22 protein-coding genes are annotated in these 26246 nt (G+C 69.1%); 8 read left to right on the top strand and 14 right to left on the bottom strand.

Annotated elements, in window-relative coordinates:
• Position 1: 1 nt before the first annotated feature.
• The gene (locus tag AB0J16_RS14000; RefSeq protein WP_358538407.1) at positions 2–598 is read left to right on the top strand and encodes a class I SAM-dependent methyltransferase; all 597 of its coding nucleotides are present in this window, start codon (positions 2–4) and stop codon (positions 596–598) included.
• Here the strand turns inward: AB0J16_RS14000 and AB0J16_RS13995 are convergent.
• From AB0J16_RS13995 to AB0J16_RS13975, 5 genes are read right to left on the bottom strand one after another with little or no spacing between them, the layout of a single operon-like run.
• Positions 591–1475: an aldo/keto reductase gene (locus AB0J16_RS13995; protein WP_358538405.1), complete on the bottom strand. Its 885-nt coding sequence runs from the start codon at positions 1473–1475 to the stop codon at positions 591–593. The genes AB0J16_RS14000 and AB0J16_RS13995 overlap by 8 nt on opposite strands.
• A 21-nt stretch (positions 1476–1496) precedes the next feature.
• Positions 1497–2480 (bottom strand): aldo/keto reductase, encoded by a 984-nt coding sequence (locus AB0J16_RS13990; RefSeq protein ID WP_358538402.1) that lies wholly within the window; start codon positions 2478–2480, stop codon positions 1497–1499.
• Positions 2481–2485: 5 nt separating this feature from the next.
• Entirely contained in the window at positions 2486–3397 is a 912-nt protein-coding gene (locus tag AB0J16_RS13985) for a carbohydrate ABC transporter permease (RefSeq protein ID WP_358538400.1), read from the bottom strand.
• Positions 3398–3406: 9 nt separating this feature from the next.
• On the bottom strand, positions 3407–4306 hold the full coding sequence (locus tag AB0J16_RS13980; RefSeq protein ID WP_358538397.1) for a sugar ABC transporter permease: 900 nt from the start codon (positions 4304–4306) through the stop codon (positions 3407–3409).
• A complete protein-coding gene (locus AB0J16_RS13975) occupies positions 4303–5730 on the bottom strand; it encodes a sugar ABC transporter substrate-binding protein (RefSeq protein WP_358538395.1) in 1428 nt (475 codons plus the stop codon). Before AB0J16_RS13975 ends, AB0J16_RS13980 begins: the two co-directional genes overlap by 4 nt.
• Positions 5731–6037: 307 nt before the next feature.
• On the opposite strand from AB0J16_RS13975, the gene AB0J16_RS13970 reads away from it, so the two are divergent.
• Genes AB0J16_RS13970 through AB0J16_RS13960 form a run of 3 tightly spaced genes read left to right on the top strand, consistent with a single transcriptional unit; the run spans position 6038 to position 9836 of the window.
• Positions 6038–7783 (top strand): glycoside hydrolase family 97 catalytic domain-containing protein, encoded by a 1746-nt coding sequence (locus tag AB0J16_RS13970; protein WP_358538393.1) that lies wholly within the window; start codon positions 6038–6040, stop codon positions 7781–7783.
• Positions 7780–8598, top strand: a complete 819-nt coding sequence (locus AB0J16_RS13965) for a hypothetical protein (protein WP_358538391.1) — start codon at positions 7780–7782, stop codon at positions 8596–8598. The genes AB0J16_RS13970 and AB0J16_RS13965 overlap by 4 nt, the downstream gene beginning before the upstream one ends.
• Complete coding sequence (locus AB0J16_RS13960; protein WP_358538388.1) at positions 8595–9836, top strand: hypothetical protein; 1242 nt, start codon at positions 8595–8597, stop codon at positions 9834–9836. Before AB0J16_RS13965 ends, AB0J16_RS13960 begins: the two co-directional genes overlap by 4 nt.
• A gap of 499 nt (positions 9837–10335) precedes the next feature.
• Here the strand turns inward: AB0J16_RS13960 and AB0J16_RS13955 are convergent, their stop codons facing one another.
• Positions 10336–12165, bottom strand: a complete 1830-nt coding sequence (locus AB0J16_RS13955; RefSeq protein WP_358538385.1) for a glycoside hydrolase family 36 protein — start codon at positions 12163–12165, stop codon at positions 10336–10338.
• 13 nt (positions 12166–12178) lie between these two features.
• A complete protein-coding gene (locus AB0J16_RS13950; protein WP_358538382.1) occupies positions 12179–13345 on the bottom strand; it encodes an ROK family transcriptional regulator in 1167 nt (388 codons plus the stop codon).
• A gap of 72 nt (positions 13346–13417) precedes the next feature.
• On the opposite strand from AB0J16_RS13950, the gene AB0J16_RS13945 reads away from it, so the two are divergent.
• Entirely contained in the window at positions 13418–15478 is a 2061-nt protein-coding gene (locus AB0J16_RS13945) for an alpha-galactosidase (RefSeq protein ID WP_358538379.1), read from the top strand.
• 43 nt (positions 15479–15521) lie between these two features.
• On the opposite strand, the gene AB0J16_RS13940 is transcribed toward AB0J16_RS13945, so the two are convergent.
• Positions 15522–16124: a helix-turn-helix domain-containing protein gene (locus AB0J16_RS13940; RefSeq protein WP_358538376.1), complete on the bottom strand. Its 603-nt coding sequence runs from the start codon at positions 16122–16124 to the stop codon at positions 15522–15524.
• A 100-nt stretch (positions 16125–16224) separates the two neighbouring features.
• Between AB0J16_RS13940 and AB0J16_RS13935 the strand changes: the two genes are divergently transcribed.
• The 3 genes from AB0J16_RS13935 to AB0J16_RS13925 all read left to right on the top strand — a co-directional run bounded on the left by AB0J16_RS13935 (position 16225) and on the right by AB0J16_RS13925 (position 18888).
• A complete protein-coding gene (locus AB0J16_RS13935) occupies positions 16225–17415 on the top strand; it encodes a cytochrome P450 (protein ID WP_358538373.1) in 1191 nt (396 codons plus the stop codon).
• Between the two features lie 7 nt (positions 17416–17422).
• Complete coding sequence (locus tag AB0J16_RS13930) at positions 17423–17614, top strand: ferredoxin (RefSeq protein WP_357946339.1); 192 nt, start codon at positions 17423–17425, stop codon at positions 17612–17614.
• Positions 17615–18441: 827 nt separating this feature from the next.
• Complete coding sequence (locus AB0J16_RS13925) at positions 18442–18888, top strand: SAV_6107 family HEPN domain-containing protein (RefSeq protein WP_358538370.1); 447 nt, start codon at positions 18442–18444, stop codon at positions 18886–18888.
• 810 nt (positions 18889–19698) lie between these two features.
• Here AB0J16_RS13925 and AB0J16_RS13920 read toward each other — a convergent pair.
• The 6 genes from AB0J16_RS13920 to AB0J16_RS13895 all read right to left on the bottom strand — a co-directional run bounded on the left by AB0J16_RS13920 (position 19699) and on the right by AB0J16_RS13895 (position 26143).
• Positions 19699–19983, bottom strand: a complete 285-nt coding sequence (locus AB0J16_RS13920) for a hypothetical protein (RefSeq protein WP_358538367.1) — start codon at positions 19981–19983, stop codon at positions 19699–19701.
• 738 nt (positions 19984–20721) lie between these two features.
• Positions 20722–21216 (bottom strand): transcriptional regulator, encoded by a 495-nt coding sequence (locus AB0J16_RS13915; protein WP_026214021.1) that lies wholly within the window; start codon positions 21214–21216, stop codon positions 20722–20724.
• Positions 21217–21654: 438 nt separating this feature from the next.
• Positions 21655–22521 carry a universal stress protein gene (locus tag AB0J16_RS13910; RefSeq protein WP_358538364.1) on the bottom strand — a complete coding sequence of 289 codons (867 nt, stop codon included), beginning with the start codon at positions 22519–22521 and terminating at the stop codon, positions 21655–21657.
• Positions 22518–23942 carry an amino acid permease gene (locus AB0J16_RS13905; protein WP_358538362.1) on the bottom strand — a complete coding sequence of 475 codons (1425 nt, stop codon included), beginning with the start codon at positions 23940–23942 and terminating at the stop codon, positions 22518–22520. Before AB0J16_RS13905 ends, AB0J16_RS13910 begins: the two co-directional genes overlap by 4 nt.
• A gap of 17 nt (positions 23943–23959) precedes the next feature.
• Complete coding sequence (gene arcC, locus AB0J16_RS13900; protein WP_358538359.1) at positions 23960–24895, bottom strand: carbamate kinase; 936 nt, start codon at positions 24893–24895, stop codon at positions 23960–23962.
• 3 nt (positions 24896–24898) lie between these two features.
• Positions 24899–26143: an arginine deiminase gene (locus AB0J16_RS13895; RefSeq protein WP_358538356.1), complete on the bottom strand. Its 1245-nt coding sequence runs from the start codon at positions 26141–26143 to the stop codon at positions 24899–24901.
• Positions 26144–26246 lie beyond the last annotated feature (103 nt).

The following is a 26246-nucleotide window of genomic DNA, read 5'->3' as shown; positions in this document are numbered from 1 at the left end:
CATGTCGTTCAGTCACAATGACCACTATCATCCGCTTCTGCTCAAGCAGATCCCCGAGGGCGCCGGGACCGCCCTGGACGTGGGCTGCGGGACCGGGCTGTTCGCGCGGCGGCTGGCCGCGCGGGGGCTGGTGGTCGACGCGATCGACTCCTCCGCCGAGGCCGTCGAGGCGGCCCGCTCGATCCCGGGTCCCGTACGGTACGAGCACGCCGACATCGCGGTGGCCGAGTTGCCGCGAGGCAAGTACGACTTCGTCTCGTGCCTGGCCAGCATCCACCATGTGCCCTTCGAGACGGTCAGCCGGTTACGCGGATCGCTCGCTCCCGGCGGGGTGCTCGCGATCCTGGGCTGCTATCGGGAGAGCGTGCCCGCGGACTACGCGGTCAGCCTGTGCGCGGTGCCGGTGAACGCGGCCGCGCGCCTTCTTTCGGCGGCCCGGCCGCAGGAGGCGGAGGCTCCCACCGAGACGGTGGTCGCCAAGGCCATGATGACGCTGCCGGAGATCACCGCCGAGGCGGCGGCGCTGCTGCCCGGAGCCTCGATCCGTCGCCTGCTGTTCTGGCGCTACCTGCTCGTCTACAAGGAGCCGATCAGCTAGGTCCCAGGTCCTGCCACAGGGCGTCGGGTACGGGGTGGCGCAGGGCGGCCAGGTTGGCGGTGACCTGCTCTGGTTCGTGGGCACCGACCAGGATCGAGTGCACCGCGGGATGCCGGAACGGGAACTGCAGGGCCGCGGCCGTGATCGGGACCTCGTGCTCCCGGCAGGCTGCCGCGACCCGCCGCACCTCCTCGGAGGCGTCGGCCGATGGCCCGGCCAGCTCGCCGCGGTGCAACAGGCTGGCCGCGACGACGGGGATGGCGCGCTCCTGGCACAGGGGCAACAGCTCCTCGAACGCCGACCGGCGCAGCAGCGTGCACTGGTTGGCGGCGAGCAGGAGGTCCGGGTCGGCGCGCTTGACGAAGTCGACGAGCATCCGCGACTGGTTCATGCCAACGCCGATCGCCCGCACCACACCCTGGGCGCGCAGGTCGGCCAGGGCGGGGTAGGCCTCGTCCAGGGCCTGCGGCCAGTGGTGGTCGGGGTCGTGGATGAGCAGGATGTCGATCCGGTCCAGGCCGAGGCGCTCCAGGGAGTCCGAGACGCTGCGCAGGACGCCGTCGCGGGTGAAGTCCCACACGACGTGCCGATCGTCGGGCACCGCGAAGATGCCCGCCCCGGGCGACCCGTTGGCGCCGGGCCGGACCAGGCGGCCGACCTTGGTCGACAGGAGGTACTCCGACCGGGGGCGGCCGCGCAGCGCCTCGCCCAGGCGCTGCTCGGCCAAGCCGAAGCCGTAGAACGGGGCCGTGTCGAAGTAACGGACCCCGTCCGCCCAGGCCGTGTCGATGACGGCCTGGGCCTGGGCGTCGGAGATGGGATGGAGGTAGTTCCCGAGGGGTCCGCCGCCCAGGCCCACCCTGGGGAGGGCTATCACGTCGGCGCCAGATGAAGCTTGCTACGCATCGACACCCGCTTCCTTGGCGGCCCGGTCGATCTGGGACAGTTCGTCGCCGGTGAAGTCGAGCCGGTCGACGGCCGCGACGTTCGCCTCCAGTTGCTCGGGGCTCGACGCGCCCACCAGGACCGACGTGATACGCGGGTCCCGCAGGGCCCAGGCCAGCGCCAGCTGGGCCACCGACTGCCCGCGGGCCGAGGCGAGCTCGCCCAGGGCGCGGACGAAGGCCAGCATCTCCGGCGTGACCCGGTCGGCCGTGAGGAAGCGGCCCTCGGCCGCCCGCGAGTCCGCGGGGATGCCGTTCAGATAGCGGTCGGTCAGCAGGCCCTGCGCCAGCGGCGAGTAGACGACGCAGCCCATGCCCTCCTGCTCCAGCACGCCCAGCAGCGACTCCTCGATGCCCCGCCTGACCATCGAGTACACCGGCTGGTGCACCACCAGCGGGGTGCCGAGCTCGCGCATCAGCCGGGCGGCCGCCGCCGTACGCTCGGGGGAGAAGTTGGAGACCCCGGCGTAGAGGACACGGCCGGTGCGCACCATGTGGTCGAGCGTGCTCACCTGCTCTTCCAGCGGCGTCTCCTCGTCGTCGCGGTGCAGGTAGAAGATGTCCACGAAGTCCAGGCCGAGCCGGTCCAGCGAGCGGTCCAGCGTGGCCAGCAGGTGCTTGCGCGAGTTGCCCTTGCCGTAAGGGCCGTCCCACATGGGGTTGCTGCCCTTGGTGGTGACCACGATCTCGTCGCGGTGACCGCGCAGGTCCTGACGGAAGATCGTGCCGAACGTCGACTCGGCGGCCCCGAGCGGTGGACCGTATCTGTCGGCGATGTCGAAATGGGTGATGCCAAGGTCGAGCGCCTTGTGCAGGATCGCCCGCTGGCTGTCCAGCGGCTTGCCGCCGCCGAAGTTGTGCCACAGGCCAAGCGAGACCGCGGGCAGTCGCAGACCGCTGCGGCCACATCTCCTGTACGGCTGGCGTTCGTAGTTCAAACAGCTCACCTTCCTGCGATTCCGGTCAGCGTCACGCCCCGGATGAACGTTTTCTGGGCCAGGAAAAAGACGATAAGGATGGGCATCATGGAGATGATCGAGACGGCCATCATCTGGTTGTACTGAGTAACGTACTGGCCGCTGAACATGCCCAGCCCTTGTGCGAGGGTGATCTTATCCACCGACCGGAGGTAGATGGAGTTCTCCAGATACTGGTTCCAGTTCCCGACGAAGGAGAACAGGCAGATCGCCGCGATCGCCGGCCTGGCCAGCGGCAGCATGACGCTCCACAGGATGCGCAGTTCCGAGGCGCCGTCGATGCGGGCGGCGTCGATGAGCTCCTGCGGGATCGTGGTGAAGAACTGCCGCAGCAGGAAGATGTAGAGCGCCACGCCGAAGAACTCCGGCACGATCAGCGGCAGATAGGTGTCCACCCAGCCGAGCTTGGAGAACATGATGAACTTCGGCACCAGGGTGATCTCGCGGGGGATCATCATGGTCGCCATCAGCGCGCCGAACATGATGCCGGCCGCCGGCGCCCGCATCCTGGCGAAGGCGTAGGCGGGCAGCACGCAGGAGAGGAGGTTGCCGGCCATGGACAGCGCGGTGATCACGATGGTGTTCATCAGGAACTTCGTGAACGGCAGCGAGCCCGACCAGCCCTTGACGTAATTCTCGAAGTGGAAGGAGTCAGGTAGCCACTGCGGCGGGAAGGCCAGGTTGTCCGCGTCGGACTTCAGCGAGGTCGTCAACATCCACAGGAACGGCAGCAGGAACACCGCCGAGCTGACGATGAGCAGGACGTAGGCGCCGGTGCGCCGGATCCGCCTGATCCGTTCGGCCTGCTCCACGGACAGGGGCGGCCCCGGCCTGGTGCGCGCGGGCGCCCGATCATGCGCCGCGGTCTCGACGAGCATCGGCGTACCTCACTTGAATTCGTAGTGCACCCAGCGCCTGGCCAGGCTGAACTGGATCGCGGTCACGGCGATGACCAGCACGAACATCGCCCACGACAGCGTGGCCGCGTAGCCCATGTCGAAATAGACGAAGGCGTGCCGGTAGATGTAGAGGCCCAGCACCATCGTGGCGTTGCCGGGGCCGCCCTCGGTCATGACGAGGATGAGCACGTAGCTCTGCAGGGCGGCGATGAACCCGGTCACCACGTTGAAGAAGATGACCGGCGACATCATCGGCACCGTCACGCTCCAGAAGCGCCGCCACCACCCGGCGCCGTCGATCTCGGCCGCCTCGTAGAGCGTCTTCGGGATGCCCTGCAGACCGGCCAGGTAGATGACGATCGTGTTGCCCGCGCCCCACACGCTCATCAGCACGAGCCCGGGGATGGCCCACTCCTGCGAGGCCAGCCACCCGGGCCCCTCGATGCCGATCGAGGCCAGCACCTTGTTGATCAGCCCGTAGTCGGGGTGCAGGATGTTCAGCCACAGCAGCGCGGTGGCCAGGCCCGACACCACCGAGGGCAGGTACATCACGGTACGGAACAGGCCCTGGAAGCGCAGCGGCTGGTTGAGCAGCAACGCCAGCAGGAACGTGAACGTCACGCCGAGCGTCACCGCGCCCACGCCGTACTCCACGGTGTTCCCGATCGACTCCCAGAACTCGGGGTCGTTGAACATGCGCTCGTAGTTGGCCAGGCCCACCCATGTCGGCGACTGGAGCAGGTTCCACTTCATGAAGCTGAGCACTATCGCGGCCAGGATCGGGCCCACGCTGAAGAGCACGAAGCCGATCGTCCACGGCGAGGTGAACAGGTAGAAGCGCCGCGCCTCCCTGCGGGCCAGAGTGCCGCGGGCGCTCACCGCGGTCATGCGACTTTGTTCTCAGCCAGGACCGGTGTGACCTTGTCGGCGATCTCCTTCAGCGCGTCGTCCACGCCGATCTTGCCGAGCTGCGCCCGCTCCCAGATCGGTATGGCGGTGTCCACGACCTTCTTGTTGGCCGGCAGCCGCAGCACGCCGTCGTCCGAGGCGTAGTCGGCCATGATCTTCTTGACCAGGTCCGCCTGCTCCGCCGGGATGTCGAGCGCCTTGGCGGTGTCCTCCCACGCGGACTGGCGGGCCGGCGCGGCGATCCGGCGGAACTTGTAGCCGGAGGCGGACAGGAACTCGTGCATGTAGATCCAGGCGGCGTCCTTGTTCTGCGACGAGGCCGCCATCACCAGCGCGCTGCCCACGGCCGGAGTGGTGCGGCCCTCCGGCCCCTTGGGCACCTGCGTGGCGCCCCACTTGAACGCCTTCTGCTTGGACAGTTCCAGCATGACCCACGCGCCGTTGAGGAACAGGGCCGCGTGCCCGGACTTGAACGGATCGACCTTCTCCAGCAGTTGCAGCTCGGCCAGGCTGGGCACCGCCTTGTCCTTGAGCAGCAGGTCCATCCAGCGGGCCATGACGTCCCTGGCCTTCGGATCGGTGATGAGCACCTTGGACTCGGCCGCGTCCAGGAACCGCCCGCCGTACGGCATCAGGTAGACGGAGCTCAGGTCCGGCGCGGGTTTGGGCATCGGCGAGACGCCGTAGATCTTCTCCGCCCCCGACCCGCTGGTCATCTTCTTGGCCGTCTCGAAGAGCTTGTCCCACGTCCAGCTCTCGTCCGGGTAGTCCAGCCCGGCCTTGTCGAACAGGTCCTTGTTGTAGAAGAGCAGCTTGGGCGCCATGTCGGTGGGCAGCCCGTACAGCGCGCCGTCCCGCTTGAAGTAGCCGAGCCCGCGCTGCGGGATGTCGTTCATGTCGAACTCGGGCGTCTTGGCGATGTAGTCGTCCAGCGGCTGCAGGATCTTGTTGGCGATGAGGTTCTGCGTCCAGGAGTAGTGGTTGTAGAGCACGTCAGGCAGTGAGCCGCCAGCGGCCTGCGCCATGTACTTGGTGAGGAACTGGTCGAACGGCGCCGACTCGCGCTTGATCTCGATGTTCGGGTGGCGCTTTTTGAAGAAGAAGTCGAACTGCGCGTTGCGTACCTCGGTGACGGCGTCCGTGGTGAACCCCAGCGTGATCACGACCTTGGACGCCGGGTCGGGAACGTCCGTCTTCGGCCAGGTCAGCGAGTTGTTGAGCTGCTCGGCCTCCTCGAACGGCCAGTCATCGCTGGCCGGCCGGTTCGGGTCGATCACTTGCGCGCCCGACTTGACCGGGGCTGCGGCCTGCTTCGACTGACGGCTGTCGCCGCAGGCCGACAGCGCGGGCATGGCCGCGGCCGCCACTGCCAGGGCCAGCATCTGCCGACGGTTCATCTCCATGGGGTGGGCCTTTCAGAGAAAGAGCTCGATCACTGCCATCGCCACGTCCGGCGCTGGAATTCGGCCAGCCGAGCGGGAGAGATCCGATGTGTGGATCCGTCATCGTCCGATGCGCGAGGCATGGCCCGTACCGTAGACCTGGTAATTAACTTCGTCAAGAATTGAATTGCAAGCGCTTGCAACCTAGGCTCAGGCACGTTGTGAGGAGCTCAGTGGGGTTGGCGTCGGCTGCCATGCCCGAGCCGGCGGGCCCGAGTGGGTTGCCGATGAGTTCGGCTCACTCCTCCTATCTCTGCTTGGAGGCCCTGTGTCGCAATGGACGCTCAGTGACGAAGACCTGGAAGTCGCGATCGAGCTCTCGGCCGATGGCGAGCCGACCCTGGAGGTGCGGCGCGACGGCCGGGTGGTGGTGCGGCCGTCCAGGCTGGGCCTGCGGGCCGCGCACGAGGACCTGAGCACCGGCCTGGTCTTCGACGGGATGTCGTCCCGGCAGGTGACGGAGTCCTATGAGACGGTCACCGGCAAGCGGCGAGAGCACCAGTACGCGGCCAAGGAGTGGACGCTGTCGTTCACCAAGGGCGCGCACCGGCTCTACCTGGAGGTGCGGATAGGCGGCCACGGCGTGGCGTATCGGTACGTGGTGCCGTGGACCGGACCGGTGACCATAACTGATGAAATTTCGGAGTATGTGGTGCCGGGGGAGGCCCGTGCGGTGCTCCTGCCGTACGAGAACGGGCGCTGCGACTACGAGGAGATCCACCGGCATGGCCAGGTCGCCGACGCCGAGCCCATCCTGTACGGCTACCCGTCGCTCTTCCAGATCGGCGACACCTGGCTGCTGGTCACCGAGTCGAACCTGGACAGCGGCTACGCGGGCACCCGGCTGCGCTTCGACGGCCACGCCTTCCGCCTCGACCTGCCCGACCCGTACGTGACGGCGGCCAGCCCGCTCGTCACCCCGTGGCGCACGATGATCATCGGCGAGCTGGCCACCATCGTCGCCAGCGACCTGGTGACCAGCCTGGCCGCGCCCTCGGCGGTGGACGACACCTCGTGGATCCGGCCCGGCGCGGCGGCCTGGTCGTGGTGGTCCGACGGCCCCTCCACCCGTGACCTGGACGAGCAGAAGCGCTGGGTCGACTTCGCCGCCGCGCACGGCTGGCCGTACGTGCTGGCCGACGCCGGATGGAACAAGCAGTGGATGCCCGAGCTGATCGCCTACGCCGCGGCCAGGAACGTCGGCGTCTGGCTCTGGTCGCACTGGCAGCACGTCGACACCGAGCTGGAACACCGCGAGAAGCTCGCGCTCTGGAAGGAGTGGGGCGCCGTCGGTGTCAAGATCGACTTCACCGAGTCCGACGGCCAGGACCGGATGCGCTGGTTCGACTCCATCCTGGCCGCCACCGCCCGGCTGAAGCTCATGGTCGTCTTCCACGGCGGCACGATCCCGCGCGGCACCGAGCGCACCTGGCCGCAGTTCATGACCGCCGAGGCGGTCAAGGGCGCCGAGTGGATCAAGCCGAAGCCCGGCAAGCTGCCGCTCTACCCGCCCGCGCACTACCTGTCGCTCGCGTTCACCCGCAACGTGCAGGGCCCGATGGACTTCACCCCGTGCACCTTCACCGCGGTCCGCACCATCTCCGCCGGATTCGAGCTCGCGCTGTCCGTGATCTTCGAATCGGGCGTCCAGCACTTCGCCGACGGCATCGAGGCCTACGAGGCCAGGCCCGAGGCGCTGCGGCTGCTGTCCGGCGTCCCCACCGCATGGGACGACACGCGGCTGCTGTCCGGCGACCCCGCCGACCACATCCTGCTGGCCAGGAGGAGCGGCGGCGAATGGTACGTCGGCGCGGGCGTGTCGGGCGAGGCCCGCACGCTCACCGTGCCGCTCGACTTCCTGGACGAAGGGGAGTGGACGGCCGAGATCTACCGGGACGCCCCCGACGACGGCATCCTCGCCGAGACGGCGACGGTGTCGGCCGGGGGCAAGCTCGACCTCGCCGTATCCCCCAACGGCGGGTTCACCCTCCATCTGAGGAGAGAGACCTCATGATCAAGCGCCTGAGCGGCACCCTCGCCGCCGTCACCCTCGTCTCGTTATCGGCGATACCCGCCTCCGCCTCGACCTCCACCGCCGCGGCCGTCTGGACGCAGCGCTGGAACCCGAACCCCGCCAGTCAGACAGTCGCCCAGGCATTCGAGGGCATCGAGGACGACCGCTCCGACTCCCACTCCGGCGTCACCCACATCTACGTCTCCGGCGACGCCTACCGCTTCGACATGCACACCCAGGACCGCGACGGCGACGACCGGCAGCGCAACGAGGTCAAGGGCATGCGGACGAGCAGCAGCTCGTATATCAAGATCCTCAAGAACCAGGTCTGGCGCATCTCCTACCAGCTGTACATCCCGACCTCGCTCGACGCGACCACCTCCTTCACCCACATCGCGCAGATGAAGGTGCCCGGCTCCGGCGCGCCCCTCTACACGATGTCGCTGCCCATCTCGGGCGGCACCCCGAAGATCAACGTCCGCTACTGGGACGAGGACGAGCAGACGCACGAGGTCGGCAACACCAACCTGAACCCGATCCAGGGCAAGTGGCTCGACACCACCTTCGAGTTCAAGGCCGCCGACAACGGCTACCTGCGCTGGACGCTCAAGGACGGCTCGACGACGCTGGTCGACAAGCGCCTGGACAACACCGACCTCTGGCGCGCCGACACCGACTACCTCCGCCCCAAGTGGGGCATCTACCGCAGCATCAACAGCTCCGGCCTGCAGAACACGTACCTGCTGGTCAGAAACCTGCGCGCCGAACAGCAGACCGCCGGCGCGGCCGACACCGACGAGGTAGCCAACCCGTGAAGAAGTACGGCATCCGCCTCGCGGGTGCGCTCGCCACGCTCGCCCTGATCGCGACCGCCACCCCCGCGGTGGCGGCGCGCACCCCCACCCCGTCGGAGGGGCCGTCGCAGACCCAGGCGGCCTGGCCGCCGCGCTGGGAACTGCGCTGGGATCCGAGCGTCAAGAAGGACGGTGTCCAGGCGTTCGAGGCGCTGGAGGACGACCGGCGCGGCTCCCATCCCGAGGGCTTGCCGCACGTCTCCACCGACAAGGACGCCTGGCGCTTCACCGCCCACCTGGAGGACCGCGACGGCTCCGACCGCATGCGCAACGAGGTACGCGGCATGCGCGACGGCAAGGGCGCCCCGCTGGAGATCCGCAAGGACGAGACCTGGCGGATCAGCTACCGCATGTACATCCCGGACACGCTCGACGCGACCACCTCCTTCACCCACATCTGGCAGCTCAAGAACTCCGACGTCGGCACCCCCATCGCGCAGATCTCGCTGCCGGTCATCGGGGGCGTGCAGAAGATCGCGGCCCGCTACTGGACGCTCCCGGACAACACCTCGCACGACTTCGCCACCGCCGACCTGGAACCCATCCAGAACAAGTGGGTCACCACCACGCTGGAGTTCAAGTCGAGCGACGACGGTTACATGCGCTGGACCCTGTCGGACGGCCGTCGGACGATCGCCGACCAGAAGATCGAGCACATCGACCTGTGGTGGACCCAGGAGCAGTACAACCGGCCCAAGTGGGGCATCTACCGCAGCATCAAGAGCGCCGGGCTGCAGGAGACGTACCTGCTGGTCAAGGACCTCAAGGCGTGGCAGCTCGGCCCGGCGACGCCGCCGGTCAAGCTCCCGGCGCCGGACCGGAGTCCGGGCGCCTACGAGGCCGAGCGAGTGGGCAACGTGTGGGAGGGCGCGGCCGAGCCCGCCTACTGCGCGGTCTGCTCGGGCGGCCGGAAGGTGATCCTCATCGGCGGCAACGTCTACGACTACGCCGTGGTCAAGGGCGTGCTGTCGGAGACCACCGGCACCCGGCGGATGACCGTGCACGCGCTGGTGGACGGCGCGCAGACGTTCGCGGTCAGCGTCAACGGGGCCGACTCCATCCAGGTGCCGATGACCGGGACCAAGGACACCGTGACGACCACGACCGTGCCGGTGGACCTGGTGGCCGGGGTCAACACGATCCGGTTCTTCAGCCTGACGGCCAGGGGTCCCGAGCTGGACAAGATCGTCATCAGCTGAGCCCGTACGGCCCACGCCCTGCTGGGGCGTGGGCCGTAGCACCCCCTAAGGACGGAGTCAGGCCACATGGCACACGACCTCAGCAGACGCGGTTTACTCGTGGCGGGCGGCGCGCTGGCCCTCGCGGCACCGGAACTGCTTGCGATGTCTCGATCACGTACGGTAAGGTTCTCGTGATCGAACGTACAAGCGATAACCAAGCTGGCCGTGAGATCACTTTCTGGATTCATCGGTACGACGAGGCCGCCGGGCGGTGACAGGACGTGGAGACTTGCCGGTAGGCGGGTCGGTGAAGCGTCAAGCATCCTGTTCCACAGCTCGTGCTGCTAACGCGGCATGGACTGCTGCGTAAGCAGCACAGGAATCCTCGCCTCTTCAGCGCGAGGAGCGCGTCAATCCCAGCAAGTGCTCTTCAGCAGTTGCTACGCCTACAAATCGCGACACTCCTTCGTCTCCAACGGGCACAGCACGGTGCGGCTTCTGGGCTCGGGTCCAGCGCCTACAAGGCGGCTTCTGAACCCAGGTCCAGCCGGAGCAGCCCGCCGGTGGGCACGGTGATCGCGTGCATGCCGGGGGACAGCTCCAGCGTCGTGTCGTCCACCGTACGGCCCCGGCAGGTCTGGACCCTGGCGCGGGCCGTACCGGAGTGGCCGACCTGGAGCAGCACGTCGGCCGAGTCGTCGGCGTTGGCCAGCCAGAACGTGCCCGCTGCCGGGACCGTTACCGGCAGCGGCGCGTAGCGGGCGGTGATCATCGTGTCCGCTGCGCGGGCCGTGACCTGCGGGTAGACCAGATCGGGACGGGCCGGTTCGAACGCGCCGCGCTGCAGCACATCGGCGTGCTCCTTGACGAAGCCCAGCCAGAACCGCAGCACCTCCAGCTGCCCGGGCGTCTGCGTGGTGAGGTCCACCGAGATCTGCGGGACCGCGAACAGCACGTTGACCAGCTGCGCCGCGACCCGCTCCGGGGTCTCGTCCGGGTGCCACATCAGCATGTCGGCGTGCACGGCCAGGGGCCCGGCGATCAGGCGCAGGTCCACCGTGCGCTGGCGGTTGTGCGCGGGGCTGAGCGGGCAGTCCGAGGCGCGGACCATCGTCGCGTACGGCCACAGCCCCGGGCTCACGTACGGCTGGCGCAGCTCCACCAGGCAGTCGCGGGGGAGCATGGCCAGGAGTCTGCGCACGCCCTCGTTGACCGTCGCGCAGTCGGCCTCGGGCCCAGGCTCGGGCGGGTCCTCCACGGCGAACTGGTCGATGAAGTCGATCTTCAGGCCGTCCATGCCCCACTCCTGGACCGCGCGGGTCAGGTGGCCGGCGAGGAGTTCGCGGATGTAGGGGTAACGCGGGTCGACGATGACCGCGTTCATGTGCTCCTTGTAGGCCAGCGAGTAGGGCTGTACGCGGTCCCAGAGCGCGGTGTGGCGGCCGACGAACGGCAGGGCGTACCAGAGCAGGTAGGCGAGCCCCGCCTGCTTGACCGCCGCCACGTGTCCTGAAATATCGGGAAAAGACGTGGCGGAGGGCTCCCACTCGCCGACGTGCCCGTAACCGCGCCCGCGGTCGTCGCTGTGCCAGCCGTCGTCCACGATGATCGCCCGGCAGCCCAGCTCGGCCGCCGGGCCCGCCTGCCGCTCCACGCTCACGGCGTCGACGTGCTGCTGCATGGCGTACCAGGTCGAGTAGGCGGGCATCCGTGCCACGTCGGGCACCTCTCCCGCCGGGCCGCGCCACCCCTCGGCCGCGTCCGCAGGCTCGCGGGCGTCGCCCCGCGCCCACTCGTTCTCGTGGACGTTGCCCCGCCACCACTCGGCCACGTCCGCGAGCGTGCGGGCGAAGGGCCGTCCGGTGAGGTCGAGTCGCAGCACCAGGCCGGCGCCGGGCTCGGCGTCGTGCTCGGCCCAGAAGCCGAAGTCGCCGGTCTCCTCCACCACCCCCGTACGGATGTGCACCGGCCGGACCACCTCGCCGACGGCGTACGTGCACAGCGACACGTCACCGGCACCCACCAGGCAGCCCACAGGGGCGTTCTTCTCCAGGGCGGCCACCCGGGGCTTGCGCCAGAACGGCGGCAGCCCTCTGTGCTCGCCGCCGTCGGGCGCCCAGAAGGCCGTGGCTGCCAGGCACGGCGCCCGCCACGCCACGCGGACGGCCGCGGGCCGGTCCGGGGTGATCCGCACCTCGTGAACGCCCTCGGCGTCCTCGGTGACGGTCCACGTCAGCTCGGCCGCCGCCGTCGCCGTCAGCTCCGTCGCGCCCGCGTGGAGGCGTACCTCGCGGGTCTCGCCCGGAGCGCGGTCGTGCGGCTGCCAGATCCCGGTCGTCGCGGTCACTGCCACTCCTGAGTCACTGTCGCTCCTGGAGAGTGAAGAAGGTCTGGATGGCGACCGAGGCCGCGCCGCGCGCCCACTGCTCGAAGGGCCGGGGGCGCAGGAAGATCTGGCAGTCGGCCGCCGCCCCGAATGCCTGGCTCGCGAACGACCGGCTGATCTGCTCCTCGAACAGGTCGTAGGCCGCCAGCCCCTGTACGTCGCCGGTCACGATGATGCGCTCGGGCCCGATGAGGTTCGCCATGGCCGCCATGGCGAGCCCGATCGCGTGCCCCGCCCTGGCGAACACCTCGCGCGCCGCCACGTCGCCCGCGTGGGCGGCGTCGATGGCCGCGTCGATGGTCAGCGACGTGTCGCCGGTGGCCGCGCGGATCGCGGCCACGATGGGCGCGGTCCCGGCGATCGCCTCGACGCAGCCGCGCCCTCCGCAGTGGCACGCGGGCTCCTCGCCGCCGACCGGGACGTGCCCGATCTCCCCGGCGACGCCGTGCGAGCCGGCCACGATCCGGTCGTTCACCACCAGCCCGCAGCCGATGCCCACCCCCACCGTGACCACCGCGAACGACGACGCGCCGATGCCCTCGCCGAACCACTGCTCGGCCACGGTGAGGGACTTGACGTCGTTCTCGACGGTGACCCGCAGCCCCGTCGCCTCGGCGGCCAGCCGGGCCAGCGGCACCTGCCGCCAGTTGAGGAAGGGGGAGTAGCGCACCATGCCATGCGCCTTGTCCACATCGCCCGACACGGCCAGGCCCAGGGCGTGGCAGCGCTGCCGGTAGGCCGGGTCGGCGGCGAGCAGCTCGGACACGAGGTCGGCCAGCGTCGCCACCACGTCCTCGGGCGAGGACGCCGTCAGGGGGCGGTGCGCGCCGACGAGCACCTGGGCGCGCAGGTCGGTGACGACGCCGATGAGCTCGTCGTCGGTGATCTTCACACCGGTGAAGAACTCCCGGTCCGGCTTGATGGCCAGCGGGCTGGCCGGCCGGCCCGCGCCGGGCCCCGGCCGGTCCGTGGCCTCCAGCTCTTCCAGATAGCCCGCCTCGATGAACGGGCGTGCCGCCTTGGTGACGGCGGCGGACGACAGCCCCGTCCGCCTGGCGATCTCCACCCGGGAGACCGGCCCCTGCGTCAGGACCATGGTGAACACGGTGGCCGCCGCGGGAGTGGTGAGCGGTGCAGGCATGATGGGCATCGTAACACTAATTAACTTCGTTAAGAATTGATTCGAAGGGCCCATCGATCTAGGCTCCGGGACATGCCTTCGGTGACCTTCGACGCGGCCAGCCGTACGTATCTGCTGCCCACCTCAACCGCCAGCTACGTCCTCGGGCTCGACGCCGACGATACCCCCGTCCACCTGCACTGGGGACCCCTTCTGACCCAGGAGCAGGCGGCGTCGCTGCCCCGCCCGGCGGCACCCGCCGCGAGCAGTTTCGACGGCGCAGGACCGGCCGAGGAGCTCGGCACCGAGGCGGGCGCGCGCTTCGGCACTCCGTCGCTGCAGATCGCCTTCCCCGACGGGGCCCGGGGCGTCGACTGGCGCCATCTCGGCCACACGATCGACGGGGGACACCTGACGGTCCACTTCCGGGACGCCGTCCAGCCGTTCGAGGTGGACCTGCACTACCGGGTGCGCGGCGACGTCGTGGAACGGTGGACCGCGCTGCGCTCCGAGGTGCCCGTGACGATCCTGCGGTGCGACTCGGCCGCGTGGAGCGTTCCGCGGCTTTCCGGGTACCGGCTCAGCCACGCCGTCGGCGGGTGGAGCGCCGAGCACGGGCTGCGCCGTACCGACCTCACCGTGGGCGAGACGACGCTGACCAGCAGGCGGGGGCTGAGCAGCCACCACGCCAACCCGTGGCTCACCGTCGACGGCGGCGACGCGGGCGAGCGCCACGGCGAGGTGTGGAGCTGCGCGCTGGCCTGGAGCGGCAGCTGGCGCATCACGGTCACCCGCGACCCCTCGGGGAGCGCGGGGTGGACGGGCGGGTTCGGCCACGAGGGCCTCACCTGGCGGCTGGAGCCGGGGGAGGAGTGGGTGACGCCGGTGTTCGCCGGCGTGTACGCGCCCGACGGGTTCGGCGGGGCCAGCCGCCGCTGGCACGAGCACGTCACCGGGTACGTGCTGCCCGAGCCGGACGAGCTGCGCCCGGTGGTCTACAACGCCTGGGAGGCCGTCGGGTTCGAGGTGGCCGAGTCGAACCAGAAGGAGCTGGCCGCGCTCGCCGCCCGCGCCGGGGTGGAGCTGTTCGTCATGGACGATGCCTGGTTCGGCGGGCGCACCGGCGACAGCGCCGGGCTCGGCGACTGGTGGCCGAACCCGGACCGCTTCCCCTCCGGGCTGGCTCCGCTGATCGACGAGGTACACGGGCTGGGCATGCGGTTCGGCCTCTGGGTCGAGCCCGAGATGGTCAATCCCGACAGCGACCTCTACCGCGCCCACCCCGACTGGGTGCTGCACATGCCCGGCCGCCCGCGTACGTTGCTGCGCAATCAGCTCGTCCTCAACTTCGCCCGGCCCGACGTCGCGGACTGGGCGCACAAGTGGCTGCACCGGCTGGTCGGCGAACACGGCGTGGACTTCCTGAAATGGGACTTCAACCGGGCCTTCACCGAGGCGGGCTGGCCCGGCGTCGCCGACCAGGACCGGCTCTGGATCGACCACGTGCGAGCCGTCTACTCGATCATGGATCGCCTGCGCGCCGACCATCCGCACCTGCGCATCGAGGCGTGCGCGGGTGGCGGCGGCCGTACCGACCTGGGCATCCTGGCCCGCACCGACCAGGTGTGGACCTCCGACAACACCGACGCCCACGACCGCATCGCCATCCAGCACGGCTTCAGCCAGATCTACCCGGCCCGCGTGATGGCCGCCTGGGTCACCGACAGCCCGAACCCGCTCACCCGCCGCCTCACCCCGCTCAGCTTCCGCTTCCACGTCGCCATGGCCGGCGCGCTCGGCCTCGGCGGCGACCTGCTGAAGTGGAGCCCGGCCGAGCTGGCCGAGGCCGCCGCGCTGGTCGCCGTCTACAAGGACATCAGGCCCGTCGTCCAGCTCGGGCGGCAGGACAGGCTCGAGTACGGCGTGCAGTACACCTACGGCGACCGGACGGTCGTACTCGCCTGGCGGGGGCCCGTCGCGCACGGGACGCCGCTCGTGCCGCTCCGCCTGGCCGGGCTCGACCCGCTGGGCCGCTACCTGGACGAGGACACCGGGCAGCTGCATCACGGAGCCTTGCTGATGTCGGCGGGCCTGCGACCGGACCTGCCTCCGGGCGACTACGCCAGCGCACTGATCCGCCTGCGCTCGGTTTAGTCGGCCCTGGTGGTATCCGACTTATCCAATTGGCGACGGGGGCTTATCCGATTGATGAAAGGCCGCGCAGGGCGATCTGGGCGGCGCGCATGGCCGACTCCTCCGCCTGCTCCATCGACCCGCCCCGGTTGATGGTGGAGATGACCGCGAGCTTGGTGGCGCCGATCAGCGCGCCCACGGCCGCCGCCGCGTCCACGTGGTCGAGCTCGTCGGGAAAGGCGTCCTCCAGCGCTCGCGTCAGCTGGAGCTGGCTGTCGAACAGCAGATGCAGCGCCCGTGCCTGCAAGGAGGGGACGGTCATGATGAGCCGCATCCGCAGGGGCGCGTCCATCACTCGGAAGTCGTCGTCGCTCGCCCACCGCAGGCTCGTCCGTATGAGCCGCAGCAGCAGGTCGGCCACGTGCTCGCCGGGCGTTCTGGACGAGATCATCTCCACGGCCAGCGACACGCGCGTCGCGCTGTCGAAGAACAGCACGTCCTCCTTACTGGCGAAGTAGCTGAAGAACGTCCGCGTCGACACCTCGGCCTCGGCCGCGATCTCGGCCAGCGTGGTCTCCTCGAAGCCTTTCTCGTCGAACAGCCGGAGCGCGGCCTCGATCAGCGCCCGGCGTGTGCGCTGCTTCTTGCGCTCTCGTAGTCCCACCATGCCGGGAACTGTACCGCCAAACTTAGGGATTTTCATCCATTGAAGTTTTGCAGCGAATGAGGTTTTCTGGTGGAGTTGACCAAGCGAAAGGAGTCGCACCATGTCGGATCTGACCCTCACCACCACCCGCCAGCGCCCCTTCGATCCACCTGACGAAATCGCCGAGCTGCGAGAACAAACGCCGATCCACCGCATGACCTACGCCGACGGGCACCTCGGCTGGATCGTGACCGGCTACTCCGCCGCCCGCGCCGTGCTCGCCGACGCGCGCTTCAGCAACCGCCCCGAGCTCATCCACCCGCCGATCCCGGCCCGGCTGCAGCTCGCGAAGGAACAGGGTTTCCGGGTGCCGCCCGGGTTCTTCCTGCGCATGGACGCCCCCGAGCACACCCGCTACCGCAAGCTCCTCACCGGCCAGTTCACCGTGCGCAGGATGAAGGAGCTGGAGCCGAGGATCGCCGAGATCACCGACGCCTGCCTGGACGCCATGGAGGCCGCGGCCAAGCCGGTGGACCTGGTGCAGGAGTTCGCGCTGCCGATCCCGTCGCTGGTGATCTGCGAGCTGCTGGGGGTGCCGTACGAGGACCGGGCGCAGTTCCAGGAAGACACCAAGGTGCTCGTCAACCTGGAGATCAAGGCCGAGGACGCCGTGGCCGCGGTGACGCGCATCTCCGCGTACCTGTACGGGCTGATCCAGCGCAAGCGCGCGCAGCCGGAGGACGACCTGCTCAGCGGGCTCATCGAGAACGGCGAACTGAACGACGAGGAGCTCACGGGCGTCGCGTTCCTGCTGCTGGTGGCCGGCCACGAGACGACCGCGAACATGCTCGGCCTCGGCACGTACGCGCTGCTCACCAACCCCGCCCAGCTCGCCCTCATGCGCGATGACCCGTCCGCGGTCGAGAACGGTGTCGAAGAGCTCCTGCGCTACCTCACGATCATCCACCTCGGTCCGGTCAGGAGCGCGCTGGAGGACGTCGAGATCGAGGGCCGGCTCATCAAGGCCGGCGACTCGGTCACGATCCACCTCCCGGTGGCCAACCGCGACTCCTCCCGCTTCCCGGACGGCGACGCCCTCGACCTGACCCGGCCCGCCACGGGCCACCTCACGTTCGGCCACGGCATCCACCAGTGCCTCGGCCAGCAACTGGCCCGGGCCGAGATGCGCATCGCCTACCCGGCGCTCCTGCGGCGCTTCCCCGGCCTACGCTTGGCCATATCACCGGAGGAGGTGCCGATGCGCTCGGACATGAGCATCTATGGTGTGCACCGCCTCCCTGTCACCTGGTAGGTCAATGATGGAGATCAAGGCAGACACGACGGTGTGCATCGGTGCGGGCATGTGCGCGCTGACGGTGCCGGCGATATTCGACCAGAGCGAGGAGGAGGGGACCGTGGTGGTCCTTGACTCCACCCCACCGGCCGAACTGGAAGAAGCCGTCCGCCGCGCCGTGACGCTGTGCCCGTCAGGCGCCATCTCGGTGGTCTGATTTCGATTTGCTGGGTCCTTCGCGTCGACGGCGGGTGCCTTCTGTCGTACCGGTCTGGCCGGCCGTCTTACGGCTCGCCCAGCCCGAACCTTCCCCGCCGTCGCCGCGACCGTCTTCTGGGACGCGCGTCCATCGGGCTGACCCTCTACTGGGCCGACCGCCTATCGGCCGACCATCTATCGGGCCTCGGTTGCGGACACCTGGCTATCGGGCCTCGGTTGCGGACACCTGGCTATCGGGCCTCGGTTGCGGACACCTGGCTATCGGGCCTCGGTTGCGGATACCCGGCTATCGGGCCTCGGTTGCGGATACCCGGCGCGGATGCGTCAGTTTCGCGGACCTGCTGAGGCGTCGGCCAGTTGGTCGCGGACCGGCCCTTGCGCGTCGCATGCCTCTCGTATGTCCTCTGCACGCCTTTGCCCGTCCCTCAACCTTGGTCCCTCAACCTTGGTCCCCAATCTCGTCCCGCCGCACGTCAATGGGTGTGTCGTCCACCTCTCCCACGCTGATCGAATCTATGTTCGTAGAACAGGTTGACACCGAGCGTGATCGAAATTATGTTCGACCTAGTGACGTGAGGCTCGCGGCTCACGTCGTAGGACCTGGTCGCGGGCCGTTCGCTTCCCCCAAGCGAGACCCGCGATCAGGCTCCAGGGCGAAGGGCGTGTCCTCGTCGTCGGCGGAGACGAGTGGGCGCGTCCTGGCCGGACGGGGTGCGGGGAAGCTCCTCGTCCGGCCAGCCCGGCGGAATTGTCGGTGGAGTCTGCGAACCTGGCTTCACCGGCGGAGACGCCGGGAGCCGCCATGACTCCAAGGAGGCGCGCAAGATGGCACCAAGGCTCAGCGATACGCAGGGGCCCCGGCTGTCGCCCGCAGTTAGGGCGCACCTGACGGATTCACATTCCTGCCTGGCGGAGGCGACAGCCGCTCGCACCCCGGCATCCCGATACGTGGCAGCGCACCTGGCAGCCCTACGAGCGGCGGCGGCGATCCTGGCCGCCCGCCCACGCCCCATGGAAGGCCGCAGGCGCCGCCTGCGCAGCGCCTGGGAGCTGCTCCCGGAGGCGGAGCCCAAGCTCGCGGAATGGGCCGCCTACTTCTCGGTGAGCGCGGCCAAGCGCGCCGCCGCCGAGGCCGGCATGGTCCGTGGCGTCAGCGCGGCCGACGCGGACGAGCTCCTGGCCGAGGCCGACACCTTCGTCGCCGTAGTCCAGGAGATCCTGGGCGTCCCCGCTCAACCCCAACTCCCGGTCGAGGTCCCCCTGGCCGGCTGACCACACCGCTCGCGCCGCCGACGTCGGCGGCGAGTGGGCAGCCGGACAACGCGAACACGAGCGAACACACCGACCCAGGCGAGGGCCAGCAGACCATCCCGACCAAGGACGACCCCGCCAAGCCGGTGGAAGCGGAGCGCGACGCCTGAAGCATGCCCGAAGACGCCGCATGCAGGCGATCGAACGCCACGGACTTGGGCGGACAGGGGGTCGAGGAGGATCTCCGCAGAATTGAACGGTAAGCCAATGTGGTCCCTCGGCAGGGGAACGTCAGGCCGTCCAGCTCTCAACGGTGATCGCCCTGCTGCTGGCCTGGGCCAGCGCCACTCCGCTGCTGCCTCTGGTCGCTCTCCTCAACAGCCAGGCCAGGTGCTGACAGCCTTTCACGACTGACTCCGCCGAGACGGCCCGCCCCGAAAACACGCGAAGTCCCGGCCCCGATGAAGCCTTCCGCCTTCCCGGCGGCACCGCTTACGAGCAGAACATCGCCGTGCCCACCACGGCATGAACGATCCTCGCGCTGACCGGCACACGGCCCCCGAACTGACCGGCACACGGCCCCCGAGCCGACCGGCACCGTCTGGACGTGTGACCATGTCGGCGGCTTGCAGCGGGGACGCGCCGGACGCAACCGCGCGGCGACGAAGGCGAGTGGTGTTCCGCCTTTCGTCGCCGCGCGATCTGCTCGTCCCGAGTGCTCAGATCCGCTCCACGCGCCTCAACATGCTCGCTCTGCGGGGCCCGACCTGCTCGGCGTACGAGCCCCGTCCGGTCTGCCCGCACGTTCTCAGTGGCGCGTCAGGAGGTGGTTCACATTGGATCGCACAGCGGGACGGTGCTGTAGTCCTCGCCGGTCACCGGCCGGATGTCCTGCCAGCGCACCCACTGGGCCTGGCCCATGTGCTCGGTGCCGCCGTCGGTGTTCAGCGTCTGCGGGGGCCATAGCAGGAATCCCCACCGCTCTCCTTCCGTATCGCCCCAAGCCAGCAGATAACGCGCCTCGCCGCCGCGGCCGGCGGTCGAGAACGTCGTCGCGGCATGTTCGACGATCGGCGGCCGCCACAACCCTGGTAGGCCTTTCATGTCGAGATGCATTGGTCCATTATACGAACTGGCGTTCGATATCGCTAGGCGAACGCGCCGTTTCCCGGGCCCCATCTGGGCGAACGCGGTGGGTACCTGGACGGCCAGACTCCGCTGGACCTGCGTGGCCGGGCCTGCGTGTGTGGGCGTGCGGGCAGGGTGAGAGTGCGGCGTGTGGGCGGCGGAGGTGCCGCTGGGCCTGCGCTGTGAATGTGCCCGGATGGGCGTGGGCGTGCGGGCGCGGGCGGTGGGGGGTGCCGATGGGCCCGCGCTGTGAACGCGCCCGGATGGGCGTGGGTGTGCGGAGGGGGTGTTCGGCGGGCTTGTGCGGGGACGTGTCGCTGGCCCCGCGGCGGTGAACTCGCGAAAGGGGTCTACGGGATCGCGAAGGGCCTTCGGGGGTTGCGAATAGTCTCGACAGGCACGGCGCTTGGCAGCGTGCGTCGCGAAGGGCCTATGGGGTCGCGTAGGGCCTACGAGTGCCGGAGGTGTGCGGCGGGATCCGCGTGAGGGACCGGTGCGGCAGGACCACGGGCCTGGAGGTGTGCGGAAAGGACCGCCCTACCGGGGTCCTCAGCCTGGCCGGCGGGTGGCGGGTTCCCGTGCGTGCCCGGACAGCCCGTCCTCAGGCTCCCGCACGAAGGTTCGTCGTGCTCCCGTACGGAGGTTCACCGTGCCGCCGTACGCGAGACACTAAGACGAAAAGCGGGACGCGCCCGTCACATGGCGCGCCCCGAAAAACAGGAGCGGTCAGAAGGACTCGACGGCGCGGCGGGCCTCCGCGTCGAGGACGCCCCAGCTGATGAGCTCCTCCGTCAGCTCGCTCGGCGACTTGTCGTAGATCACGGCCAGGGAGCGCAGGTCCTCCTGGCGGATCGACAGGACCTTCCCGTTGTAGTCGCCACGCTGGCTCTGGATGGTGGCCGCGTAGCGGGCGAGTGCCCCGGCCTTCTCCTTGGGCAGCGTCGCAAGACGTTCCAGGTCGATGACAAGCTTCGGTGTCGGGCCGAGCGGGCTCGGCGCGGCACCGCCGGGCAGCAGCTCGGAGACGGGCACCCCGTAGAAGTCGGCAAGCTCGGCAAGTTTCTGAACCGTTACAGCACGGTCGCCACGCTCGTACGAGCCCACGACCACGGCTTTCCACCTGCCACGCGACTTCTCTTCGACTCCGTGCAGGGACAGGCCCTGCTGGGTGCGGATGGCGCGGAGTCGTGCACCCAGCGACTTTGCGTACTCAGACGGCATCGTGTGGCCCCCCGGCTCTCGTATGTAGCGCTCTCAGTAGATTGTGCTCCCTTGCGGCGAATGCCCCGGCCACCGGGGGGTGTGTGCCTTGTTAGGCACCATCGGTAGCCATGGCTCTGGGTTTACCCCATAACGCCGCGCAGTGTGGTTACGCACAGTGACGGTAAAGGGGCGGACGCCGAAGGTCAAGCTGATTGGAAAAAAGATGCCGAATCCGATCCGGGATGGAACGACTTAATAGCCCCTCTTGTCCCATGAGTAACAATACTTCGTCACTGTTTGTCCGGTGACATGCATGGTGGAAATCACCTCTAAACCATGTCAGTGATCGCGTGGAGACCGAGGTGAGAGGCACTGAGAAGGGCTGGCGAGGGCCATCCAAGAGCGCGCAGAGGGCCGGCGGGGACGGTCAGTGGGGCCGGTGGTGTGGCGCAGGGGTCAGGATTGACGGGTTAGGATCATGACTGGACACGTGGCCGCACGGACGATTTTGAGCGACGTGTCCCCGAGGAACACCCGCCGCAACGGCCCCGCGTTGCTGGAGGCGCAGATGAGCAGTTCGCCCGGCGACCACGACGTCTGGCCCATGGCCTGTGCCACGTCGCGGCCCTCCAGGATCTCGAACTCCGCCCGGATGTGCCGCCGCTGCCCGGTGGCCGCCGCCTGGAGGTCGTCCGCCACCTGGTCCCGCAGGCGCGTGAGCATGTCCTCCTCGATCTTGGCGCGGCGGGCGCCGCGGATCAGCATGGTGACCAGCCGCAGCGGCACGTCGAGGATGACCGCGGCCTTGGCGGCCTCGTGCACCGCGGCGTCGGAGCAGGGGCTACGGCGGTAGGCGACCGTGATCCGCTCGACGGCCGCGGCCGGCGCGTCCGCGTAGCCGCGCGGGACCAGCATGACCGGCACCGTCGAGGAGTGCAGCAACTGGTCGGCGGTGCTGCCGACGGAGATGCGGCCCCTGCCGCCGCCCGGCGCGGAGCCGATCACGACGACGTCGGCCGCGCGTTTGCGGGCCAGGTCCACCAGCCCGCGCCCGCTGCCTTTGTTGGTGTGGACGACGTAGTCGGCCTTGTCGCCGGTGAGCGCCCGGGCCTGCCCGAGCGTGGCCTCCGCCTGTTCCTGCAGATACTTGCGCCACTCGGTCAGGTCGGCGCGCGCGGGCCCCGGGGTGGTCCACACGGGCGGCTGCACGTACGCCACCGTCAGCTGCCCCTTGACCTGCCCGGCCAGGAGCATGGCCAGCGCCAGCGCGTCACGTCCTCTCGGCTCGGGGATGAATCCGGCCAGTACGCTTTCGAGCTTCATTGGGGCACCTCGGTGTTCAACCGCGAGTGGCGATAGCCGTACAGGAAGTAACAGATCAGGCCCGCCAGCATCCAGAGGCCGAACGCCTGCCAGGTGACGCCCGCCAGACCGGCCATCACGATGACGCAGAAGATCGTGCCGAGGATGGGCGTGGCGGGGAAGAGCGGCGTGCGGAAGCTGCGTGGCAGCTCGGGGCTGCGGTAGCGGAGCACGAGCACGCCGATGTTGACGATGGCGAAGGCGAACAGCGTCCCGATGCTCGTGGCCTCGGCGAGCTGGCCCAGCGGCACCAGCCCGGCCAGTACGGAGATGAACGCCGCCACGATGAGCGTGTTGGCGACGGGGACCTGGCGGCGCGGGTTCACCTTCTGGAAGATGTGCGGGATGAGCCCGTCGCGGGACATGGCGAACAGGATGCGGGTCTGGCCGTAGATGACGGTCAGGACGACGCTGGCGATGGCCACCACGGCGCCGAAGGAGACGATCAGGCCCGGCCAGGTGGCGCCGGTGGCGAGGTCGACGATGTAGGAGAGGCTGGCTTCGGTGCGTTCGGGGTCGAAGTCGGTCCACGGCATGGCGCCGATCGCGGCCACGGCCACCAGGACGTAGACGACCGTGACGATGGCCAGCGACAGGATGATCGCCAGGGGCAGGTCGCGCTTGGGGTTCTTGGCCTCCTCGCCGGCGGTGGAGGCCGCGTCGAAGCCGATGTAGGAGAAGAACACCTGCGAGGCGGCGGCCGTGACGCCCGCCACGCCCATGGGCGCGAACGGCGAGAAGTGCCCGGCCCTGAACGCGGTGAAGGCCACCACGCAGAAGAAGACCAGCACGGCGACCTTGATGAGCACGAACACGGCGTTGGCCGTGGCGCTCTCCGACGCCCCGCGCAGCAGCAGCCAGGTGGCCAGCAGCACGATGAGGATCGCGGTGACGTTGATCACGCCGCCGTCCTGGCCGGGGGAGCGGGTGATCGACGCGGGCAGCTCCCAGCCGAACAGGCTTTTCAGGAAGGAGTTGAGGTATTCGCCCCAGCCGACCGACACCGCCGCGACCGACACCGCGTACTCCAGCATGAGGCACCAGCCGCAGATCCAGGCGACGATCTCGCCCAGCGTCGCGTACGCGTAGGAGTAGGACGAGCCGGACACCGGGATCGTGCCGGCCAGCTCCGCGTACGACAGCGCGGAGAACAGCGCCGTGATCGCGGCCAGCACGAAGGCCAGCACGACGGCGGGACCCGCCTTCGGCACGGCCTGGCCGAGGATGACGAAGATGCCGGTGCCGAGCGTGGCGCCGACGCTGAACAGCGTGAGCTGCCACAGCGACATCGTTCGGCGCAGCTCACCGCCCTCGCCGTGGCCGCCCTCGGCCACGATCTGGTCGGTGGGCTTGATGCGGAAGAGCCGTTGGGCGAGTGCCATCGAAACCTCCTAGAGCCCTAGAGCGTGCTGGTCAGCGGCCAGCGGGCATTCGGCGTGACGATCGTGCCGGCGGTGCCTTCCAGGATCTGCTCCGCCTGCCCGAGCTCGCCGATGGCCGCCATGTCGCCGGTGGTCTCCACGAAACGGCAGACCGCTTCCACTTTCGGCCCCATGGAGCCCGCCGGGAAGTCGAGGGCGCGTAGTTCGTGCGGGGTGGTGTTCGCGAGTTCGCTCTGGTGCGGCGTGCCGAAGTCCTTCAGTACGCGCGGCACGTCGGTCAGGATGAGGAAGGCGTCGCATTCGAGCGCCTCGGCCAGCATCGACGCCGTGGAGTCCTTGTCGATGACCGCCTCGACACCGGACAGGCGGCCGTGCTCGTCGCGGATGACCGGGATGCCGCCCCCGCCCGCGCAGATCACCACGACCCCCTCGCGGACCATCTTGCTGATCAGCCGCGTCTCCACCACGCGTTGCGGGGTGGGGGAGGGGACGACGCGCCGCCAGTCGTGGCCGTCGGCGGCGACCGTCCAGCCGTACTCCTTGGCCAGCTTCGTGGCCTCGTCCTGGTCGTAGACGGGACCGACGAACTTGGTCGGGTTGTCGAAGGCCGGATCGACCGCCGACACGAGCGTTTGCGTCACCATGGCCAGGACCTGCCGGCCGGGCAGCGCGTTCTGCAGGGCCTGCAGCATCCAGTAGCCGATCATGCCCTGCGTCTCGGCGCCGAGCGTGTCGAACGGGTAGGGCTTGGTCAGGCGGGGGTCGTTGGCGCTCTCCAGCGCCAGCAGGCCCACCTGCGGCCCGTTCCCGTGGGTGATGATCAGCTCGTGCTTCTCCGCGAGCTTGGCCAGCGTCTTGGCCGCGTTGGCGACGTTGGCGATCTGCGGCTCCACGTCCGCCCGCTGGCTGCGCCGGAGCACCGCGTTGCCCCCCAGGGCGACGATGACCCTCATCGATCAGAAGCCGTCCCGCTCGAGTGGGCAGCTCATGCAGCGCGGCCCGCCGCGTCCTCTGCCGAGCTCGCTGCCCCGGATGGTGATGACCTCGATGCCGTGGCCGCGCAGGAAGTTGTTGGTCGTGGTGTTGCGCTCGTAGGCGATGACGACGCCCGGTTCGATGGCCAGCGCGTTGCAGCCGTCGTCCCACTGCTCCCGTTCGGCGGCGTAGACGTCCTGCGTCGGGATGAGGACCTTGATGTCGTCCAGGTCCAGGGCCCGCGCCATGGCCCGGTGCATGTCCTCCGGCGGGTGGTCGGTGACCTTGAGCTCTTTTTCGGTGTCGCCCGGCTCGATCGTGTACGAGGGCAGCATGCCCAGCCCCGCGTACTTGGTGAACACGCCGACGTCCACCATCGTCATCACGGTGTCGAGGTGCATGAACGCGCGGGCCTTCGGCATGTTCAGCGCGATGATCTTCCGCGCGGAGCCGGCCTGGAACAGCCGCTGCGCGAGCATCTCGATGGCCTGCGGCTGGGTGCGCTCGCTCATCCCGATCAGCACCACGCCGCGCCCGAGGATCAGCACGTCGCCGCCCTCCAGCGTGGCCGGGGCGACCGACTGGCCGGGCAGCCACACGTTGTAGCCGCCCTTCTGCGGCCGGCCGAACCCGTCGGCGAAGGTCGGGTGGAACTCGTAGACGGCCTCCATGTTCACCGTCTCGCGCATGCGCGCCTTCTTCTTCATCGCGTTGATCGAGACGCCGTCGTACACCCAGCAGGAGGTGTCGCGGGTGAACAGGTGGTTCGGCAGCGGCGGCAGGATGAAGTCGTCGTCGCCGGCCGCGTGGTAGGACATCGACTTGGGGTCACAGCCCGCCTCGACCATCTCGCGTTTGGTGATGCCCCCCGTCAGGTACATCTGCAGGGTCTTGGAGTCCATGGAGTCAAGGGTGTTGCGGATGTCGTCGACGGCCAGGGGGCCCATGAAGCGCTCGTCGAGGATCCCGTCGAGGATGTGCTTACGCGCCTCGGGGATCTCGACCGTCTCCTGAAGCAGGTCCGCCAGCATGTGGACCTTGACGCCGCGATCCCGCAGCACCTGCTGGAACTCCTCGTGCTCCTCCATCGCGCGCTGCACCCACAGCACGTCGTCGAAGAGGAACGCGTCCTTGTTGGTCGGGGTGAGCCGCTTGAGCGCCAGGTCGGGCTTGTGCAGCAGCACCTGGTAGAGCTTGCCCACCTCGGAGTCGACATGGAAGGTCATTGTCCCTGTATCCCCTCGAAGCAGGCGGACGTCAACGCGCTGGCACCGCCCGCGATGTCCCGTCACGTGCCCCGCGTGGACGGTTCCGACACGGAAAGAGCGG

It is taken from the genome of Nonomuraea sp. NPDC049750 (assembly GCF_040659625.1).
Taxonomy (GTDB): Bacteria; Actinomycetota; Actinomycetes; order Streptosporangiales; family Streptosporangiaceae; genus Nonomuraea.
The sequence above is the reverse complement of the archived record's forward strand: the minus strand, read 5'-3'. Positions and strand labels throughout refer to the sequence as shown.

What these genes read in the sequence shown, in the direction of transcription:
- AB0J16_RS14000 (WP_358538407.1), top strand. Translation starts at nt 2, where the DNA reads ATGTCGTTCAGTCACAATGACCACTATCATCCGCTTCTGCTCAAGCAG.
- AB0J16_RS13985 (WP_358538400.1), bottom strand. Translation starts at nt 3,397, where the DNA reads ATGCTCGTCGAGACCGCGGCGCATGATCGGGCGCCCGCGCGCACCAGG.
- AB0J16_RS13980 (WP_358538397.1), bottom strand. Translation starts at nt 4,306, where the DNA reads ATGACCGCGGTGAGCGCCCGCGGCACTCTGGCCCGCAGGGAGGCGCGG.
- AB0J16_RS13975 (WP_358538395.1), bottom strand. Translation starts at nt 5,730, where the DNA reads ATGGAGATGAACCGTCGGCAGATGCTGGCCCTGGCAGTGGCGGCCGCG.
- AB0J16_RS13965 (WP_358538391.1), top strand. Translation starts at nt 7,780, where the DNA reads ATGATCAAGCGCCTGAGCGGCACCCTCGCCGCCGTCACCCTCGTCTCG.
- AB0J16_RS13950 (WP_358538382.1), bottom strand. Translation starts at nt 13,345, where the DNA reads ATGCCTGCACCGCTCACCACTCCCGCGGCGGCCACCGTGTTCACCATG.
- AB0J16_RS13945 (WP_358538379.1), top strand. Translation starts at nt 13,418, where the DNA reads ATGCCTTCGGTGACCTTCGACGCGGCCAGCCGTACGTATCTGCTGCCC.
- AB0J16_RS13940 (WP_358538376.1), bottom strand. Translation starts at nt 16,124, where the DNA reads ATGGTGGGACTACGAGAGCGCAAGAAGCAGCGCACACGCCGGGCGCTG.
- AB0J16_RS13935 (WP_358538373.1), top strand. Translation starts at nt 16,225, where the DNA reads ATGTCGGATCTGACCCTCACCACCACCCGCCAGCGCCCCTTCGATCCA.
- AB0J16_RS13930 (WP_357946339.1), top strand. Translation starts at nt 17,423, where the DNA reads ATGGAGATCAAGGCAGACACGACGGTGTGCATCGGTGCGGGCATGTGC.
- AB0J16_RS13925 (WP_358538370.1), top strand. Translation starts at nt 18,442, where the DNA reads ATGGCACCAAGGCTCAGCGATACGCAGGGGCCCCGGCTGTCGCCCGCA.
- AB0J16_RS13920 (WP_358538367.1), bottom strand. Translation starts at nt 19,983, where the DNA reads ATGCATCTCGACATGAAAGGCCTACCAGGGTTGTGGCGGCCGCCGATC.
- AB0J16_RS13915 (WP_026214021.1), bottom strand. Translation starts at nt 21,216, where the DNA reads ATGCCGTCTGAGTACGCAAAGTCGCTGGGTGCACGACTCCGCGCCATC.
- AB0J16_RS13910 (WP_358538364.1), bottom strand. Translation starts at nt 22,521, where the DNA reads ATGAAGCTCGAAAGCGTACTGGCCGGATTCATCCCCGAGCCGAGAGGA.
- AB0J16_RS13905 (WP_358538362.1), bottom strand. Translation starts at nt 23,942, where the DNA reads ATGGCACTCGCCCAACGGCTCTTCCGCATCAAGCCCACCGACCAGATC.
- arcC (WP_358538359.1), bottom strand. Translation starts at nt 24,895, where the DNA reads ATGAGGGTCATCGTCGCCCTGGGGGGCAACGCGGTGCTCCGGCGCAGC.
- AB0J16_RS13895 (WP_358538356.1), bottom strand. Translation starts at nt 26,143, where the DNA reads ATGACCTTCCATGTCGACTCCGAGGTGGGCAAGCTCTACCAGGTGCTG.